General features: G+C 42.5%; 16 protein-coding genes, 3 tRNA genes and 2 pseudogenes. 8 read left to right on the top strand and 13 right to left on the bottom strand.

The annotated features are described in order from the left end of the window. Nucleotides 1-873: 873 nt before the first annotated feature. Both VJY63_RS09920 and VJY63_RS09915 read right to left on the bottom strand, forming a co-directional pair. The gene (locus VJY63_RS09920) at nt 874-3,135 is read right to left on the bottom strand and encodes an AAA family ATPase (protein WP_324050425.1); all 2,262 of its coding nucleotides are present in this window, start codon (nt 3,133-3,135) and stop codon (nt 874-876) included. A 1-nt stretch (nt 3,136) separates the two neighbouring features. Continuing rightward, nucleotides 3,137-3,352, bottom strand: a complete 216-nt coding sequence (locus VJY63_RS09915; RefSeq protein WP_324050423.1) for an AlpA family transcriptional regulator — start codon at nt 3,350-3,352, stop codon at nt 3,137-3,139. Nucleotides 3,353-4,057: 705 nt separating this feature from the next. Between VJY63_RS09915 and VJY63_RS09910 the strand changes: the two genes are divergently transcribed. The 4 genes and pseudogenes from VJY63_RS09910 (at nt 4,058) to VJY63_RS11880 (ending at nt 5,997) form a co-directional block, all read left to right on the top strand. After that, nucleotides 4,058-4,456 carry a hypothetical protein gene (locus VJY63_RS09910; protein ID WP_324050421.1) on the top strand — a complete coding sequence of 133 codons (399 nt, stop codon included), beginning with the start codon at nt 4,058-4,060 and terminating at the stop codon, nt 4,454-4,456. A gap of 657 nt (nt 4,457-5,113) precedes the next feature. Continuing rightward, complete coding sequence (locus tag VJY63_RS09905; RefSeq protein WP_324050419.1) at nt 5,114-5,500, top strand: hypothetical protein; 387 nt, start codon at nt 5,114-5,116, stop codon at nt 5,498-5,500. A 195-nt stretch (nt 5,501-5,695) separates the two neighbouring features. Beyond that, a pseudogene (locus VJY63_RS11885) lies at nt 5,696-5,899 on the top strand (IS66 family transposase); the annotation flags it as partial. Beyond that, nucleotides 5,872-5,997 (top strand): transposase domain-containing protein, encoded by a 126-nt coding sequence (locus VJY63_RS11880; RefSeq protein WP_414674849.1) that lies wholly within the window; start codon nt 5,872-5,874, stop codon nt 5,995-5,997. The pseudogene VJY63_RS11885 and the gene VJY63_RS11880, both read left to right, overlap by 28 nt. A gap of 60 nt (nt 5,998-6,057) precedes the next feature. Here the strand turns inward: VJY63_RS11880 and VJY63_RS09895 are convergent, their stop codons facing one another. Next, entirely contained in the window at nt 6,058-7,530 is a 1,473-nt protein-coding gene (locus VJY63_RS09895) for a tyrosine-type recombinase/integrase (RefSeq protein ID WP_324050417.1), read from the bottom strand. A 419-nt stretch (nt 7,531-7,949) separates the two neighbouring features. Here VJY63_RS09895 and VJY63_RS09890 point away from each other — a divergent pair, with 419 nt between their 5' ends. Then, nucleotides 7,950-9,137, top strand: coding sequence for an MFS transporter (locus VJY63_RS09890; RefSeq protein WP_324050415.1), 1,188 nt, complete (start codon nt 7,950-7,952; stop codon nt 9,135-9,137). 121 nt (nt 9,138-9,258) lie between these two features. Further along, entirely contained in the window at nt 9,259-9,873 is a 615-nt protein-coding gene (locus VJY63_RS09885) for a TetR/AcrR family transcriptional regulator (RefSeq protein ID WP_324050413.1), read from the top strand. Between the two features lie 3 nt (nt 9,874-9,876). On the opposite strand, the gene VJY63_RS09880 is transcribed toward VJY63_RS09885, so the two are convergent. From VJY63_RS09880 to VJY63_RS09865, 4 genes and pseudogenes are all read right to left on the bottom strand, one after another. Further along, nucleotides 9,877-10,359: a DoxX family protein gene (locus VJY63_RS09880; protein ID WP_324050411.1), complete on the bottom strand. Its 483-nt coding sequence runs from the start codon at nt 10,357-10,359 to the stop codon at nt 9,877-9,879. Then, nucleotides 10,343-10,858, bottom strand: coding sequence for a hypothetical protein (locus VJY63_RS09875; RefSeq protein WP_324050409.1), 516 nt, complete (start codon nt 10,856-10,858; stop codon nt 10,343-10,345). Before VJY63_RS09875 ends, VJY63_RS09880 begins: the two co-directional genes overlap by 17 nt. 60 nt (nt 10,859-10,918) lie before the next feature. Beyond that, nucleotides 10,919-11,133, bottom strand: a pseudogene (locus VJY63_RS09870) (DNA-binding domain-containing protein); the annotation flags it as partial. After that, complete coding sequence (locus tag VJY63_RS09865; protein ID WP_324050406.1) at nt 11,126-12,022, bottom strand: DUF692 domain-containing protein; 897 nt, start codon at nt 12,020-12,022, stop codon at nt 11,126-11,128. The gene VJY63_RS09865 and the pseudogene VJY63_RS09870, both read right to left, overlap by 8 nt. A 197-nt stretch (nt 12,023-12,219) precedes the next feature. Here VJY63_RS09865 and VJY63_RS09860 point away from each other — a divergent pair, with 197 nt between their 5' ends. Together VJY63_RS09860 and VJY63_RS09855 are read left to right on the top strand one after the other, a co-directional pair. Next, nucleotides 12,220-12,684 (top strand): HAMP domain-containing protein, encoded by a 465-nt coding sequence (locus VJY63_RS09860; RefSeq protein WP_324050404.1) that lies wholly within the window; start codon nt 12,220-12,222, stop codon nt 12,682-12,684. 21 nt (nt 12,685-12,705) lie between these two features. Beyond that, nucleotides 12,706-13,584: a methyl-accepting chemotaxis protein gene (locus tag VJY63_RS09855; protein ID WP_324050402.1), complete on the top strand. Its 879-nt coding sequence runs from the start codon at nt 12,706-12,708 to the stop codon at nt 13,582-13,584. A 111-nt stretch (nt 13,585-13,695) separates the two neighbouring features. On the opposite strand, the gene VJY63_RS09850 is transcribed toward VJY63_RS09855, so the two are convergent. The 6 genes from VJY63_RS09850 to VJY63_RS09825 all read right to left on the bottom strand — a co-directional run bounded on the left by VJY63_RS09850 (nt 13,696) and on the right by VJY63_RS09825 (nt 17,226). Then, nucleotides 13,696-13,781: transfer RNA gene (locus VJY63_RS09850), tRNA-Leu, on the bottom strand. A gap of 48 nt (nt 13,782-13,829) precedes the next feature. After that, nucleotides 13,830-13,903 (bottom strand) — tRNA-Cys (locus VJY63_RS09845). Nucleotides 13,904-13,931: 28 nt separating this feature from the next. Continuing rightward, nucleotides 13,932-14,006 (bottom strand) — tRNA-Gly (locus VJY63_RS09840). Between the two features lie 97 nt (nt 14,007-14,103). Next, nucleotides 14,104-14,658 (bottom strand): CDP-diacylglycerol--glycerol-3-phosphate 3-phosphatidyltransferase, encoded by a 555-nt coding sequence (gene pgsA / locus VJY63_RS09835; protein WP_324050400.1) that lies wholly within the window; start codon nt 14,656-14,658, stop codon nt 14,104-14,106. Between the two features lie 60 nt (nt 14,659-14,718). After that, complete coding sequence (gene uvrC, locus VJY63_RS09830; RefSeq protein WP_324050398.1) at nt 14,719-16,557, bottom strand: excinuclease ABC subunit UvrC; 1,839 nt, start codon at nt 16,555-16,557, stop codon at nt 14,719-14,721. A 33-nt stretch (nt 16,558-16,590) separates the two neighbouring features. Then, nucleotides 16,591-17,226 carry a response regulator gene (locus tag VJY63_RS09825; RefSeq protein WP_324050396.1) on the bottom strand — a complete coding sequence of 212 codons (636 nt, stop codon included), beginning with the start codon at nt 17,224-17,226 and terminating at the stop codon, nt 16,591-16,593. Nucleotides 17,227-17,238: the final 12 nt, after the last annotated feature.

Genomic DNA, 17,238 nt, shown 5'->3' with positions numbered 1-17,238 from the left:
AGTCGAAAATCAGGCTCAGGAAAGCTGGAAAGTGACAAAAAATCAGTTAAAAAGGCCAGTAAGCTCAGTAAAAAATGAGTATCAAAACATAGGGTCGCTGGTAGCAGGGTCAAACAGCGGTTCGGAGAGGCTGATTCACAGTCTCATGAATAATGCGGGGTAAAGAGTCGCATTATTAACCAGAAATTTACGGGGCACGCTGTGGATCGTTGCACACAAAAGTTGATCAGACAGAACTGTTAGTGTAACTTTGACCCATGTTACAAATTAATAAAAGGATTTATGCCATGAAAGATTTTGCTCTCCTTGTCGTTCTTTCCTTGGTTTTTGAAGCTAATTGCCTCAAGACCTATATAGGCAAGTTTTTACTGCTTACCTTCTAAACTGAGCTAATTGTCGAGAACACAACACCCTTTTTAACCACGAGGGGCTCTGAAGCGGTAGTAATGCGATCAGGGTGCCAATTGCAACAGCAGCACTTCACAATCTGCGACCATTGGGGTAATGCTCACCCTTACCAAAACGACAAGCATCCACTTGAGTGTCGATCCATCTACCAAGTTGACTGGGGTGTCTTTACTCCCACACAAAATAACAAATTCAAACAAACCGCTTGCCTTGGTTGTATTATGTATTCCCCCTATAGAGGAGAGGGGGTAATACAGATAATACATGACCAAAACGCGTAGGCTCTTCTGTATTATTCTTCTGATAATACAAATAATACAAAGCAATTCTAAAACTGTGGAAGCTTTGCCCTGGCTGGCTTGCAGCTGTATTAATCCAATAATAATACAGATAATAAAGCCGCTTACTTTTAGTGTGATTTCTGTATTATTTCCAAAATAATACAAACACTTTTTTAGCCTGTTTTTACGCTGCTTTTTGAGTCACTTCGTTTGCTATTCTGCTAACGTCATTCGTGTGCAAAATCATTAAGTTATCTTCATCTTGGGTAAGTAGTTTTTTACCCTTTAAGCCTTTTATGGCATTAGTAAAAGCACTGCTTTTGGCAACCGCCATTCCTCTGTCTGAGGTGTCTTTCGGGCTAACAATGACTCTTTTTACAAATTCGCTTTTCCAGTCTGTTTGGCTTATTCCTAAAAACTTACCGCTTGTAAATTCGCCCTTTCCATTGTTCAAGCATTTTATATAAGCATTCTCAGCTTCTTTAGCTCGCCCTGTAAGCCCCTTACCTTTAGCGCCTCCAACACCTAGGATTGCAACAGCGCTAGCCACGATGTGTCCCTCAGGTGTCTTTGTGTCAAGTTCGACCTGTGAAAGCTTGTAAGGCTTGCTGACTGGCAAGGCGTCTTTTGATTTGCCACCATTTTGAGCTGAAGTGCTTAACCAGCCCTCTTCCCCTGTTGATGATTTGGTAGCAGCAAGCACAACGTCACAAGCAGCATATAAACTGCTATGACCTCTAGCTCCCTTAGAGCGATCTTTTCCTAAATGATGCACTGCTAAAACTAACCCACCCGTGATCGCTTGAATTGTCTGTAATCCTTGGATAATTAAACCCATATCTTTACCGCTGTTTTCATCTGTCCCTGCTGACGCTTGGTTAAGCGTGTCGATACATATAACGCAACCTTTACTAATTTTCTTAACTGCATCTTGAGCAAACTCAATACAGCTAGACTCATTAGCAAGGTTGAAGCCACTCTCTAAAATAAAGCTAAAATTGCTGTCTGGGGTAAGGTTGTAGTACTTTTGGATAGCGAGCATTCTGTTTTTGATACCTGAACCACCTTCTAGGCCCAAATAAATAACTGGAGTCTTTCTACTGCTCATTCCTAAAAAGTCACGTCCCTGGCTAATCATTGCCAGCAAATAAAGAGTTAAGAACGTTTTACCGCCGCCGCTAGCACCGATTAGCAAGCCAATCCCATTGGCTGGCAATAAATCCCTTATAAGCCAATCTTGTGGAGGCAAGTTCATCAGATTGGCAAAACTTAAAAAGCGCTCTTTTTCTTCACCCAAGTTATGACTTTTACTAATGCGCTCAATTACTTTTTGAATGGAATTATTAAAGTCACTAATAACAGCCTCACCCTGATTGGCTTTTATGAGCTGGCTAACGGTATTTAATTGCGTCGCTTTAATTTGGTTGATAATCTGCTGTGCGCTGGCACTAGTGTCGGCCTCCACATAAGAATTATTTTCAGCTTCACCATTTAAAAAGGGTGCGGCAGCAGCACCAACCGCACCCGTGTAGGTGTTATATGTGCTTTCTGTGGATTTGTTTAGCGTCATATTCCCGTAGGTATCAGCCCCTCGCTTTTCATCCCACTTAGCGCGCATTAAAGCCGATTGCCTGAATAATCTATCCATTGCACCAGCATCTTTACCTGTAATAAAAGCTAGGTGATTACATAAGGCTAGGTCGTTGGTGCTCGCATCATCTGAACCGATACCGTTAAACAGGTTTTGACTGTCTTTGCATACCCTGAACATGGTATCCAGTAGCTCATTATCAAACTTACTAGCAGTGGCTTTAGGTGGGAGTAAAGGCGCACAAGTCGCTTCTAGTTGCGCTTGGCGCTTTTGCACTTCGTTGGGGTACTGCTCTAGCCTATGACCTGTAAAAGTTGCATAGCGCCCTCTGTCGTAAACCTCTAACTTGCTGTTATGGACTTTTTTTGACTTGCAGCTCATCCCCACGGGCTTTTTTGCCTCCACAATTACATGATAACCATTACCACTAGGGCTAAGCTCGGTAAAACTATCTAGCTCCTTTATTATGTTAAGGGCCCACTCTTCATTTAGGCACCGGTCAAAATCGACAAAAGTAAAAGGGTCATTCTTGGTAAAAACAAAGCCGATACCATCAAATTCGCCTTTCTCATACTCTGCAAAAGCATCGTTAAAACTCGACCAAGTTTCAGGGTTGACGGATGAAGCTCGGCATTTAGTTTTTGGGCTATAGGGTATTTTTGTTGGTTTGTTGTCTCTATGTTCTTGCTTCCACAATACCCACTGATCATAGAGCTGCATACTGTCAGGAATGTTTGCTGTAATCACTGCTAAACGCTTGGTCATAGCAAGCCCGACATCAGCTGGGTTAGTGCCGCAATAATTACGATGCAAATTGTGCTGGCTGCTAGGGGGGTGGCTGGATTTTTTGTCCATTTTATGCGCCCCCTGCTAGTTTTTCGTTAACCCAGGCCTGCACCTCATGTGAACTCCAGCCTACAGCGCGTAGGCCCAGTTTTACGTTTTTTGGAAAATCACCCTCTGCCATCAGTGCATAAATGCTGGAACGGCTGTAACCTGTTTTTTTAACAACCTCTCCCATACGCATAATGCGTACTGCGTTATCGATATCGTCTTTTAAGTATTTTTTCATAGTAAACCCAAAATCTGGACCTAGCTATACACCTGTCACCTCTAATCAATATTTACAAAAAATTGATTAGAGGTTATCCTAGAGTTAGATTTTAGCGCTAACTAAAATCCATAAAAAGATTCAGGTGTAACGCTTATGTCTTTAAGTTAAGCCGAACTTGGTGGTCTTCAGATTCGTCGTCTACAACTACCAAGTTTGGTGCTTTGCCGCTTAAATTAAGTAGCTATTAATATAGTAAGCTAGTTACTCATACCTGCGAAAGCATAGCTATAAAAGCTAAATTTCTTAGCAGATCTAAGGCTTCAGAGTAACTAGATCTGACGATTTACTGCTTAAATTGAGCGGCTATGAATATAGTAAGCTAGTTTTTAACACCTGCGAAAGCATGCACATTTCCACCAAGTTTTTGGTGGCTAATACTCATCTATACCATTTATAAGCATGGTTTTATTTCCAAAAAAAGACACTGAAGAAACGCTAAAAAAAGAAACAAAACCTTCCTACGGTGCGGTTCACGCATTTGGATTGTAGGCCTATAATCAATTCAATACCAAAGCTGGAATTGACCACTCATGCCGAAACCTAAAACTAATTCAAATCCCCCCTGAACTTCCCCTAAACTACTAGACACTTTTATATTTTGTGAATGTGTTAATCCCATGCCAAGCATGCTAGAAATAGTACACTGATAATATGGTGAGTTTTATGGCTAGAACCTCTAAGACCAAAACACAAATGAAAAACTTTATCGACCAAAATGACAGCAGCGTTTTTCTGCGTTCTGATTTTGATAACATTATAAGTGCTAGTGCCAGTCATATTACTCGCTGCCTATCAGCGTTATGTAGTGAAGGGAGATTATATCGGCTTGGGTATGGTGTTTATGTTAAAGCAATGAAAAGTTTGCTATCAGGAAACCAATTGGTTTATGAGGTACTAGAACGGCTAGGTGCTACATTAGAGCTAAGAGAAGCGGCTAAAAAATACAACTCTGGTGCGTCAACTCAGATCCCGGTAGGATTTAATTTAACTGCACGTGGTGGAAAGCGAATAACAAGAAGGTTAGGCATCAAAGGAAAAAAAGAGATTGACTATAACCAATAGCCTTTGATAAACCAAAGAAACAACAGAATCGTAGATCGGTATCTGCGGTTATCGAACGCTTCCCTGTAACAATCTGGCCGATCCTCTGAGCAGGCACTCCAATCTCTTTAGCCAAGCGGTATGTATTGGGAAATACCCATCGGCTCAAGAAATTCTTCCTTCAGTAACTCACCTGCTGTTACAGCATCAATATTGCGCATAAGTTACCTCCTAATGGTAGTCAACAATTTCAACATCTACCGCACCAGCTTTGGTTCAGCGGAAGCAAATATGGAACTGCCTGTTGATTAGAATACTGTGCTGACCTTGGCGGTCATCGTATAATGGCTCCAACATATTTCCGGGCGGTACTTTAAGACAACCCAGCTGGCTTGGAGCTGCCGGGTTTTCCTCAAGGCAACCCGCTTAAAATTCATGAAGTGCCTGAGACTGTGTTCGTTTGCTAGCTTTTCAGTTTCCTTACACTTAAATGAAATGATCATGACTAAATAGTAACGCCTAGCGTTATTAACTTAAAACATCACTAATACAGAAAACTCTCCCGCCCCTCTTCCATTGTCCACCGTTAGCTATTGCAGCTATTTGCTTTCTGTTCTTATACTGTTTACACGGAACAAAGCTTTCTTAAGATTAATAAGTATAATTTTGAGGTGACTTATGAATATGGATTACGAAACTTTAACGACCCTGGTAGAGCGTTTTCAATCTATTGATGAGGAGGATGAGGCTAATGGGGTTAAGCCGATTGGAGTGATTAGAAGTTTTAGTGATTTACCACAGCACATTTTTTTGTCAGGTAAAAAAGTAGGTGAAAACACCTATGCGTCTGTGGATTACCAATCGGATCAAGATGATGGCGAAGAACCTGACGAGCCGATAACAGAAGCATTGGTCAGCATACGAATTGTCGAAGATTTGCCAGAAGAAAAAAGCCGTGCTGAGATAATTAATGCCCAGTGGCGATTCACTGCTAAAGGCATTGAGCAAACTAGAGGCGAGCTATCAGATTTAATGGGGTTCTTTGAGTTTGGCTTCATGCTCTAAATGTCGACAGAATTATCGAGGACTGATTATGATTATTTCAAAACTGATAACCTCCTAAAGCATGACACCTCCAACTCCAAACCGGAAGATCATTCACCATTAGGGCGCTTGGTGTAGCTGCTTTTATTCTCAAGTTAAAAAGCTCAGTATATACTTCTCTAAGTTGAGTAAGTTTTTCTTGTGATCGGCACTACCGTTCAGTACACATTAAACCAATGGGATAAGTTGCAGGTTTACCTTGAACAAGGTGAAGCCGCTATCGACAACAATCGTGCAGAACGAGCAATTAAACCCTTCGTGATTGGCAGGAAAAACTGGCTCTTCTCCAACACCCGAAGTGGTGCTCGTGCCAGTGCCTACTCTACAGTTTAATTGAAGCAGCCAAAGCCAATGGCATCCAACCTAGTGCTTACTTAACGGCCTTGTTTGAGCAACTACCGCACTGCAAAGAAAACGATAAACTTGACCATCTGCTGCCCTGGGCAATCAAACTTTAAGCAACAAAAACCGGCCAAGATAGTTGTCGCTAGATTAAATAGGTGGGGTTGTTGTTACGCTTACTTTAAAAGCACGTCCAAGTAATCACCCCATAAGCGCCAAGCCTCAGCTTTTTCTTTTGTATAGTCGTAGTGCTGGTAGTTTTTTCTTGTTTTACTTTTGGTTTCTATAACGTGATTTTGGCAGCGGTCGATAATCTCAGGTGGAACGCCAAGCTTTTGCATCATTGTTGCTCCTGTGCGTCGCAAGTCGTGAGGTGTCCATTCGCCATTATTGCCAGCAGATAACACTAGGTCGTTATTGTGGTGTCTGCCAGTAAGTGGCTTGGCTCGATTCTTGAACATGGCTTGCCTATCACCTACTTGCTTACTAACAGTTTTTACGCAAACATAATTAAGCTTATTGCTAGATGGAAAGCAGAATTCTGAATCCCCTGTTTCTCCCTTAAGGCGCTTAAATTGAGTAACAGCAAAATTCGATAAGGTTATGCGATGATCTCTACGTTTACCCCTGAGTCCTTTTGTATTTGCGGCTGGAATAAACCAAGTGCCAGCATCTAGGTCGATATGCTCCCACCTGCTTTGAAGCAGCTCACCAATACGGCATAAATTACTTAAACATAACCATACAGCACATTGAACACGGCTACTTACTGGTCTAGGGTTGCCATACTTTTTACCTGCTGGGATACTTTGGTAGTCAGTTTCTAGTTTATTAAAAATAAACTTTAATTCCCTGATTTCATCTTCACTTAAAATGCGTTCTCTAACTTCCTGATAATCCTCATCTTGAATGCGCTTCACCTGCTCACTATTAATTAAATCTATCGGATTACCTTCAATCATTAGTCTACGCCACGGCTGTCGTTTTTCGCCCCACCTAAGCATTTGTGATAAATCACTAAAAATAACGTCTATTGTTCTATTAAGCCCACGCTGGGGGTCATCTTTTACAGGTGCTCGATCTTTAATTGCTCGAAGCATTTTAAGAATGTCGTTATCTGTCAAGCTGCTGACTTTAGTCTCACCAATACGAGATAGTACATCCTTGTTAAATTGTTTGCGTAATGCGTCATTACCATCTTGGCGCATCACTCCACTAGGTGAACTTGTCCACTCCTTAAACAAATCTGCCACGGTTAAAGCCACTGCCCGCTTCTTTTTATCTTCTGCAATAGTTTTTGAGATAGCTTCTTGCTTCTCTATGCGCTCTGCTTGACGCATTTCCGTCGGATTAACACCTTCAGCAACTAAAGCTTTGGCTCTATCCCTTTTTTTTCTAATATCACTAATTGTGACCTCTGGAAAAGTGCCACAATAAAACCAACGAGTTTTACCATCAAAGCGAAATGAATACTGAAAGTTGACGGTAACCTCGCCTTGCTTATTTACACGCACATGCCCACGCAAACCACCACCGTCATTCAGATGGTCGCCTTTCCATGATTGAGGTATGTTTTTTAATTCAGTAGCAGACCAATTTTTTCGTGCTACACCTGTTTTTTTATCTTGCGCCGGATATCTTGTAGCCATAAAAACTACCCCTACCTTAAAAATAAACTCAATTTCTAGACTAGACACCAGACTATACAGAAACACTAGATAACATTAAATGCCACTAAACAGTACTAGACACTAAAACAACCTAAAGCCCTTTAAATACATGGGCTATACTATGCCAGCAGGGTTTATTAGCGTCTAATAGAATATAGTTATTAAGTAGATGGGGTGCAAGGGGTAGTAGGTTCGAATCCTATCACTCCGACCAATAAAACTAGTAAAATCAAAGACTTACACCAACTAGGCGTAGGTCTTTTTTTTGGGTTTTGATTATTTGAAAATATCCTCAACAAATACCCATACAGCACTTCTTCCATGAATTAATGCAATACTTACCCGTCGCACTAGTTTGGAGTAGCCTTACTGGAAATTAGAATAAAAAGGTTATCTCTATGAAGCAGCTACTTAAAAATTACCCTTTAACGGTCATAGTGCTAGCTCAGCTTTTTGGTACGTCTCTCTGGTTTAGTATTAATAGTGTGGCTTTTAATCTGACCGAACACATTGGCTTAACTGAAGCGGGGTTGGGGCATTTAACACTAGCGGTGCAGTTTGGCTTTATCACTGGTACGCTTTTGCTAGCTGTTAGTGGTTTGGCCGACCGTTATCCAGCCAGTCGTGTATTTACCCTAGCAGCTTTGTTGGGCGCTTTAAGTAATGCCTTGTTTATTGTGATTGCAGATACGTTCAGCCTAGCGCTTTTATTTCGCTTTCTAACGGGGCTTTGTTTGGCTGGCATTTATCCCATAGGAATGAAGTTGGTTATTAGTTGGACACCACAATACGCTGGGCGGGCTTTAGGTTGGCTGGTGGGCATGTTAACACTGGGAACAGCTTTTCCTCATTTGCTTAGAGCAGCTACGCCTAGTCTGAACTGGCAATATACACTTTTACTGGCTTCTTTACTTGCTGTGATTGCCGCTGGTTTAATATTTTTGTTAGGTGAAGGCCGCGAATTACCAAGGCGCAGCTACGGTGTTTCACCCTTACAAGGATTAACCGCTTGGAAAGATAAGCGCTTTCGTAAAATTTCAGCAGGTTATTTTGGTCACAGCTGGGAGTTATACGCCTTTTGGACGCTAGTACCTTTTTTAGTTGGGCGAGAAATCTCACGCCTAAATGCAGAGCCGTTTTGGATTAGCTGGCTAGCTTTTGGGGTTATTGGGCTTGGTTTGTTTGGATGTGTTGTTGGTGGTTTTATTAGTCGTTCTACTGGCAGCTTAGGTGTTGCTAAAAGTATGTTAATGGCATCGGGTTTGATTTGTTTACTTTACCCTTTTTTGGGGCAATTACCGCCTTGGGTGTTATTAACTTTGTTAGCCTTGTGGGGCTTTACAGTCATTGCCGACTCTCCTCAGTTTTCTGCTTTAGCTTCTGCCAATGCGCCTAAAGAACACCTAGGTTCTGCACTGGCTATGATGAATGCAATAGGTTTTAGCTTAACGCTACCTGCTATTGCTTTGGTAACAAGCTTTTGGCCTAGCATGGAGCTTTGGGTTTTGTTTTTTCTACTGCCAGGGCCTGTGGCTGGGCTTTGGGCTATGTTTAAGTTAGAAAAAAACCAGCTAAAAGAAATTTAGCAAGGCGTTGAGTTTTTTATATTATTTCTCCTTAACTTGTTAACCACTTGGGCTTTACCTGAGTGATCGATCAATATAAAGTTGGCGCGGCATCCCAACAGATAAAGCAGACTTAATCAATATGGCACGAACCAGCAACCATAATCGCCAAGATTCACTAGAAAAAGCGCTTCAGCTATTCTGGAGGAAAGGCTTTCACGCCACCTCACTAAAAGACATAGAAAAAGCACTTGATATGCGACCGGGCAGTATTTATGCCGCCTTTGGCAGTAAAGAAGGGCTTTTTCAGGAAGCCCTAGAGCGCTATGCCCAACAAAGCCTACAGGAATTAAAACACCACCTAGCATCCTTTGATTCACCCTTATCAGGACTAACCGCCTTTATACGCGGGCTGGGCGGCCTGCGGGATCAGGATTTACCCAGTTGTGCCTGTATGCTGGTAAAAAGCTTGTTAGAACTCAGTTATCAGGAGCAAGGCTCTAGGCAAAAAGCCGATAACTTACTGGCCAGTATGGAAGCTTTTTTTACCACCTGCTTTATTGCCGCCCAAGAAGCCGGAGAGCTAGACACCACCCTTGATCCTGTTCGGCTAAGCAGACGGTTACAGGCAGAAATTATGGGGTTACGTGCCTTTGCCGAACGAGATGTTGAGAATGAAGTGGTACAGGCAGTTGCTGATGATATGGCACTTAGCCTAGAAGCACTCAGCAATACTCAGCTAAAAACTCAGAGATAAAAATCAGGCTTGTTTTTTTATAAACAACTGATCAACTGAAAACTTACCCGCACCATAAACCAGCAAATAAAGAAGCACACTAGCCCAGACACCATGCGTTGCATAAGCACCAGGATAAACCAGCAGTTGTATTACGCCAGTCATAATCAAAAGTGATAAGGCAGAAATGCGCGTAGCAAAACCTAAAAGCAAAAGTACAGGAAATAAGTGTTCAGCAGTTGTCGCCATAACAGCGGCAATTTCTGGTGCAATTAAAGGTAGCTGATATTCCTCTTTAAACAAAAAAAGGGTTGAATCGGCCAACCTTGGCCAACCTAAACTAAAATCCCCTTTCACCAAATTAATAGTAAAACCTTCTATTTTGGTTTGTCCGGATTGCCAGAACACGGCAGCAATTGAAAAGCGCCCAATCAGTGCAATAAAAGAAGATGGAATTTTCTCAAGCAATAATAAAAAGTGGCTATAACCATTAATGATAGAATTCATGATCGGACACCTTTGTTGTTATTAATGAAGCGGTGATTAAACCTATAATCGCCTGTTGCTGAATAAGTAATTTTAATGCTGCAGTTAAATCAAAAGGGTGGGTTGTTTCAGCAGCAGCCAAAAGAGGAAATGTCTGGTTCAACTTGGTTATAAATTCAGCCGTTCCCTGATCAATAGAATGTAACTCAACTTCCAAACCTGGCCTGGATAAAAAAACTGCTTCAGACTGATCAAGCTGAATTTGGCTTAAATCAAAGGGAGGTTTACCCTGATGCGCGTACCAGATAGAAGCAATTGGAAAACCCGAAGTAATAACCTCTGCTGAGGCAGCCAGCTTTAAACCAGTCGATGCCATAGCTTGATGATCTTCAATAAGATGCAACAGTTTTGCTGTTGCCAATGGTAAACTATCAGCACTATGACGACTCAGCTGAATAGCATATTCAAGTTTTGCTATATCAGCTAAATAGGCAATGGAAGCCGCCGGAGGAAAAGCCATAATAAAGTCAGCAAAGTCTTCACCATAGAAAGCCATAACAGGTGTTTTGGGTGGAAACTGGCTGACAAACTCCCGAGCCATAGCCCGAAAAAAACCTCACCAACCAGATGTTGTACAACCGGAAAATTAACCGCCAGTGCATCGATCAGCGAAACCACAACATTATTGCGGTACACAGCAAAACGGCGTTCACAATTGGTTTTATTCCAACTGACCAGTCCTTTTGGCAGTACTGAGTCAGTATTGAGTAAAGCATTATAAAAAGATTTATGCATGGTACGCTCCCTTAGTCTGTCTCGCTGCCCTCAGGTAAAGATCCGCCTGCTTAGCTTCAGCACACAAGATAGGTAAGGAAGGAATATTGTCGTCACGCTCCAGCAAAGTGGGGCGAGGCCCGGTAAGAGCAAGGGCGGCTTGATACAAAGACCAGACCTGCGGCGCAACTTCAGCATCATGACTGTCAATCAGCAACAGCGAACCATCACTGTCATAATCCGTTGCAAAACCCGCCAGATGAAATTCGCCAACGGCATCTAAAGGCAAGGCACGAATATAATCAAGCGCATGACGCTGATGGTTAGTGCAGGCAACATACACATTATTAATATCAAGCAGCAAACCACAGCCTGTTTTATTAATAACTTCTGTTATAAATGCTGCTTCAGACATACTTGATTCAGAAAATTCAAGGTAGGTGGCAGGGTTTTCCAGCAACATAGACCGCCCAAGCCGATTTTGAATAGAGTCAATCTGCTCACAAACCCTCGCCAGCGTTGCCTGAGTATAGGGAACAGGCAACAGATCATTTAAAAAATGCCCCTGATGTGTTGACCAAGCCAAATGTTCAGAAAAAAGTTCCGGCTGGTAACGCTCCAGTAATAGTTTAAGACGATTAAGGTGCTGTTCATCAACCGGAGCAGCGCCACCAATAGACAAGCCAACACCATGAATGGATAAAGGATAATCTTTGCGGATACGTTCAAGATAAAAATGGAAAGGGCCGCCCTCAACCATATAATTCTCAGCGTGAATCTCAAAAAAGCCAATAGCCGGCAGCGTTTCAAGAATAGCCTCGAAATGTTCGGGTTTTAGCCCTATACCAGCCCGGTCAGGCAAGAGCCTGGCCGAAGCAGAGTTAACAGCAGAAAGGTTGAGGTCGGACACAGTTCACTCCCTGTAACGGTTAACAAATTAACTACGTTTTTCTTTAAAAGCTTGCAACTGCCCAGAACCGGTCGATGAGGTTTTAGATTCAATTTGCTCGCAGCTACATTAATCTGAACGCTGAAAGTGTCGCCAGCCGCTTACTTCTGCTGTTTATAGTTGAACACCGGGAACAACGCATCGCGCTGTACAAAGATATGGATAGCCGTAATGCCCAGCTGGATGAAGCAGTCGTCCGCCTTCAGCAGTTAATACCCAACCAACAAGACGTTATTTTAAAATTAGAGCAGCTTAGAGAAATCTACCAAAACAAGCTTCAGTCAACGGTTGAATCGCTTGAAATGGGACAGCTTACTGAAGCAAGAAAAATGATGGCCGGAGAAACACGGTCAGCCTTAGATGATTTACTTACTTTTACTGAACAACTGACAAAAGAGCAGCGAATCAGTATGCAGGCCCGCCAGCAACAAACACTGGCAACAGTAGAGCAATCGGTTTATGTCATGATTTTATTAGGAATCGGAGCATTGCTACTGGGCATACTTATGTCGCTCTTCATTACAAGAAGTATTGTTAAACCCCTTAACCTAGCAGTTACAGCAGCAGACAGAATAGCCGCAGGTGATTTAAGTGTTAAGGTTCCCTCTGGTCGGTCAGATTAGCTGGGCGTATTACTGAACAGTATGGCTAATATGCGAAAGCACCTGCTGGGTGTGGTTGAAAGAATTCGTAAAAATGCCAGAGCCGTTAGTCAAGCAGCAGAGCAGATGCGCCACTGTGCAGAAGACGTAAGAGTAGATACAGAAGGCCAGAACCAGCTAACTGTTGATATAGAAAGCTCCATCACCCAGTCTTCTAAAAGCTCCAGTGCAATGGCAAAAGATTTGCAGACAACCCGGGATCAGGTACTTAAAGCCAGAGATTTAGCCCAGCAGGGTGTCGATGATATAGGTATAGCAGCAACAGAAATTACACGTATCGCCAGCTTGGTCGCAGAATCGGCAGAATCAGTCATTCAGCTGACCCACAGTGCAAGTGAAGTTGCCGGTTCAGTTGGTCTGATTCGTGAAATTTCAGACCAAACCAACTTACTGGCACTTAATGCATCCATAGAAGCAGCACGCGCAGGTGAAAGTGGCCGGGGCTTTGCAGTGGTAGCCGATGAAGTAAGAAACCTAGCGCGCAGAACCAGTGAAGTGACAGAACAGATTGACAAGGTTATTTCAGTTATTAACAGTCAGACCAAAGAATCTGTTAAGCGAATAACTGAAGGTAAAGCAGGAATGGATAAAGGAGCCGTATTAATTCAGAATTTGATAACCCCCTTAGAAACATTAAAAGAAGATGCACAAAAATCATTAGACAGCCTAGAAAATTTAACTGCACTGGCACAAGAGCAGGCAGAAGAAAGCCAGACTATCAGTAGCAGAGCAAATCAGATAGCGGTTATGGCTAATACCAGTCGCGGCTCAACAGAGCACCTTTCAAAACTAACTGATCAGTTACTGCAAACAGCACAGGCTACAGAAACAGCCGTCAGTTCTTTCCAACTGACAGAATAACACCAGCCAGCCTTAGAAGACTTTATCTTCTAAGGCTGGATTTTTGATTATAAACGCAAAAAAACACAATTAAGTGTTTTATTTGTCTTTGGTATGTAAGCTATTTTTTAGTGGTGCCCGGAGCGAGACTTGAACTCGCACACTCTATGAGCGAGGGATTTTAAATCCCTTGTGTCTACCGATTCCACCATCCGGGCATTTACTAAACTAACACTTACTTTACTAGGCTTACTACTGAAACTAATTGGAGGCTAGAGTCGGAATCGAACCGGCGTTGACGGATTTGCAATCCGCTGCATGACCACTCTGCCATCCAGCCACTTTTCTTAGTTTCAGCTTTAAAACTTTGGAGCGGGAAAAGAGATTCGAACTCTCGACCCCAACCTTGGCAAGGTTGTGCTCTACCACTGAGCTATTCCCGCTGATCTGGTTGCACATTATAGGCAGATTTTTTTTCTTGTCAATAGGTTTTCTAAACTTTATTGAAAAAAAGGCTATCTTAGCAATGGCTTACAAAAATCACTGATCGGTTTTAGGTAAAAGGTAAGGTTTGGCTGCTAACAAGTAATTGTACATAGACCATAAGGTCAGCAGTGCTGCAACGTATAACATAGCGATGCCGGCCCAAGAGATCAGCTGCCCAGGCGGTGCTAATAATAACAAAAAGATAGATAACATTTGGAAGGTTGTTTTCACTTTGCCAATCCAGCTTACCGCAACATTAGCGCTTTTTCCTATTTCAGCCATCCATTCACGCAATGCAGATATTACAATTTCTCGGCCAATAATGACCAGCGCCGGTAATGTTAACCACCAGTTGGCATAAGCTTCAATTAAAACCCCCAATGCCACCGCCACCATTAATTTATCTGCAACGGGGTCTAAAAAAGCACCAAAAGGGGTCATTTGATTCCAGCGACGGGCTAAAAAGCCATCTAACCAATCGGTGAGTGCTGCTGCACCAAAAATTCCTGCACAAATAAGGTATTTACTTTCTAAAGGTAAATAATAAATCGCAACTAACAATGGAATCACTAAAATACGCAGCAGCGTTAAAAAAGTTGGAAAGTTCATGGCTTAGGCTCTTAAAAATTAAGTTCTGAAAAAAACTGGGTTTAGCGTTTAAAACTACATTTAATGGTTGTGAAGGGTAGCATGAATCGTTTCAGCCAGTGCGCGGTTTATGCCATCAACTTGGCATAAAGCTTCAATACTGGCTTCGGCAATGGCTTTAAGCCCACCAAAATAACGCAATAAAGCTTGGCGGCGTTTAGGCCCTACACCAGCGATGCTTTCTAAGCCAGACGTTGTGCGTGTTTTATCACGGCGCTGGCGGTGTCCAGTAATAGCAAAGCGATGCGCTTCATCGCGTATCTGTTGAATTAAATGCAAGGCGGGCGAATGCTCAGGTAACGCTAGTTGGTTATCAATCGTTTCTAAAAACAACGTCTCTAAACCTGCTTTTCTTGTTGTACCTTTGGCAACACCTAAAAGATGAATGTTAGTTAAATCAAGTGACTCAAGAATGGCTTTAGCAGCATTTAGCTGACCTTTACCCCCATCAACAAGCAGTAAATCGGGTAGGGTTACTTCACCAGCTTTAACTCTTTTATAGCGCCTTTCTAGTGCTTGACGCATGGCAGCATAGTCATCGCCGCCAGTAATGCCTGCTATATTAAAGCGCCGATAATCTTGTTTGAGTGGTCCTTCAGCATCAAATACCACGCAAGAAGCAACGGTTGCTTCACCGTGACTATGGCTAATATCAAAACATTCCATACGTTGAATAGGCTGGCTAAAACCTAACGCTTCTTTTAAGGCTTGCATACGCTGTTGCTGTTGGCTGGATTTATTAACATGGCTTAATAACTGCTGGCTTGCATTGGTTAGCGCTAACTTTAACCAACGCGCTCTTTGGCTGCGTACCTTGTGTGCAAGGCGCGACTTAAAACCAAAACGTTCTTGTAAAGCGGCTTGAATAACTTGGCTTTCTTCGAGTTCATGGCTTAACAAAATTTCTATTGCTGGTGGCAAAGATGTGCGAGTTAAATAATACTGGGCAACAAAAGCGGTCAAGGTAGCGCTGTCGGTTTCATCTAAAGGATTTTTAAAATTGAAATGACGTGTACTGATTAATCGCCCTTGGCGAAGCTGTAATAAGCTAATACTGCTATTGCCTTCTGACGAAACTAAGCCAAAAACATCCACTTCACCTACACCCGTGTCAACGTCTTGCTGCGTTTGTAATTGCCTTAACTGTTGAATTTGGTCGCGGTAATGGCTGGCTTTTTCAAAGGCTAATTCCGCCGCCGCCGCGTCCATTTTTTCTGCTAATGCATTGGTAACTTGCTGGCTTTTACCTTCAAGCAGCAACTTGGCATGGCGTAAATCTTCAGTATAGTCTGCTGCGCTTATTTCGCCCGTACAAGGCGCAGAGCAGCGCTTAATTTGGTATTGTAAACAAGGGCGGCTACGATTGCTAAAGGTCGTGTCATCACATTGGCGCAGTAAAAATACCTTATAAAGCAATTGTAGCGTGTCCTTTACGCTAGATGCGCTGGGGTAAGGGCCAAACCATTGCCCTGAACCGCGCTGATGCCTAGCGTGCCTAATACTTAAAGCCGGCCAAGCATGGGTTGAAAAGCGTAAGAACGGGTAGGATTTATCATCGCGTAACAAGATATTAAATGGTGGCTTTAGTGCTTTTATTAAATTTTGTTCCAGTAGCAGTGCTTCAATTTCAGTTTGTGTAACCGTTACTTCAATTTTATAAATACGGCTGACCAACGCTTTTGTTTTGGGTGCTAAACCCGTGCTACGAAAGTAGCTTGCAAGGCGTTTTTTTAAATTTTTCGCCTTACCAACGTAAAGAATTTTACCGTCGAGCGCAAACATTTGGTAAATGCCCGGTGCTTGGGTGGTTTGCTTTAAAAAAGGCGCGTGGTCAAACACGGTTAAGGCTGCATCAAACACTTTTTTCTACCTGTTTTTTTACCCATTAATCAGTTAATCAGTCACATCAACCAGTTTATGACGCATGGCTAGGTGAGTCAGCTCAACATCATTACGCACCGATAGCTTTTCAAAAATTCGATATCGGTAGGTATTAATAGTTCTTGGACTAACAAATAAGCTATCAGCAATTTCGTGTACCTTTTGACAAGTCACCAGCATCATAGTGACTTGCATTTCACGGTCTGAAAGCTTGCTAAAGGGGTTGTTGTTTTCTGGATCTCTCACAATAAAACCACTGGTTAAAGTAGGGTCAACATAAAACTGCCCAGAAGCAACGTGACGTATGGCGCGAACTACTTCTTCAAAACTTGCCCCTTTTGTTAAATAGCCTTTAGCGCCAGCTTGCAATAAGCGTTGAACAAAAGTTTCATCCCCGCTAGCGGTTAAACCAATAATACCGATGGCAGTATTATTGCGTATGATTTTACGGGTTGCTTCAATGCCACCAATACCGGGCATTTTAACATCCATTAATATTATATTAGGACTAAGTTCACGGGCTTTTTGTATGGCTTCTTCGCCATCCGCTGCTTGCCCAACCACTTCAATGCCATCCGTGTCAGCGAGTATTCGTTCAATGCCTGTTCTTACCAGAATGTGGTCATCCACAATTAATACACGAGTCACAATTGATTACCT

It is taken from the genome of Marinospirillum sp. (genome assembly GCF_035271045.1).
Lineage (GTDB): Bacteria > Pseudomonadota > Gammaproteobacteria > Pseudomonadales > Halomonadaceae > Marinospirillum.
The sequence above is the reverse complement of the archived record's forward strand: the minus strand, read 5'-3'. Positions and strand labels throughout refer to the sequence as shown.

Bases quoted from the DNA above. Each gene is read 5' to 3' on its own strand.
- VJY63_RS09920 (WP_324050425.1), bottom strand. From the start codon at position 3,135: ATGGACAAAAAATCCAGCCACCCCCCTAGCAGCCAGCACAATTTGCAT.
- VJY63_RS09915 (WP_324050423.1), bottom strand. From the start codon at position 3,352: ATGAAAAAATACTTAAAAGACGATATCGATAACGCAGTACGCATTATG.
- VJY63_RS09910 (WP_324050421.1), top strand. From the start codon at position 4,058: ATGGCTAGAACCTCTAAGACCAAAACACAAATGAAAAACTTTATCGAC.
- VJY63_RS09905 (WP_324050419.1), top strand. From the start codon at position 5,114: ATGAATATGGATTACGAAACTTTAACGACCCTGGTAGAGCGTTTTCAA.
- VJY63_RS09895 (WP_324050417.1), bottom strand. From the start codon at position 7,530: ATGGCTACAAGATATCCGGCGCAAGATAAAAAAACAGGTGTAGCACGA.
- VJY63_RS09890 (WP_324050415.1), top strand. From the start codon at position 7,950: ATGAAGCAGCTACTTAAAAATTACCCTTTAACGGTCATAGTGCTAGCT.
- VJY63_RS09885 (WP_324050413.1), top strand. From the start codon at position 9,259: ATGGCACGAACCAGCAACCATAATCGCCAAGATTCACTAGAAAAAGCG.
- VJY63_RS09880 (WP_324050411.1), bottom strand. From the start codon at position 10,359: ATGAATTCTATCATTAATGGTTATAGCCACTTTTTATTATTGCTTGAG.
- VJY63_RS09875 (WP_324050409.1), bottom strand. From the start codon at position 10,858: ATGGCTTTTCCTCCGGCGGCTTCCATTGCCTATTTAGCTGATATAGCA.
- VJY63_RS09860 (WP_324050404.1), top strand. From the start codon at position 12,220: ATGGATAGCCGTAATGCCCAGCTGGATGAAGCAGTCGTCCGCCTTCAG.
- VJY63_RS09855 (WP_324050402.1), top strand. From the start codon at position 12,706: ATGGCTAATATGCGAAAGCACCTGCTGGGTGTGGTTGAAAGAATTCGT.
- pgsA (WP_324050400.1), bottom strand. From the start codon at position 14,658: ATGAACTTTCCAACTTTTTTAACGCTGCTGCGTATTTTAGTGATTCCA.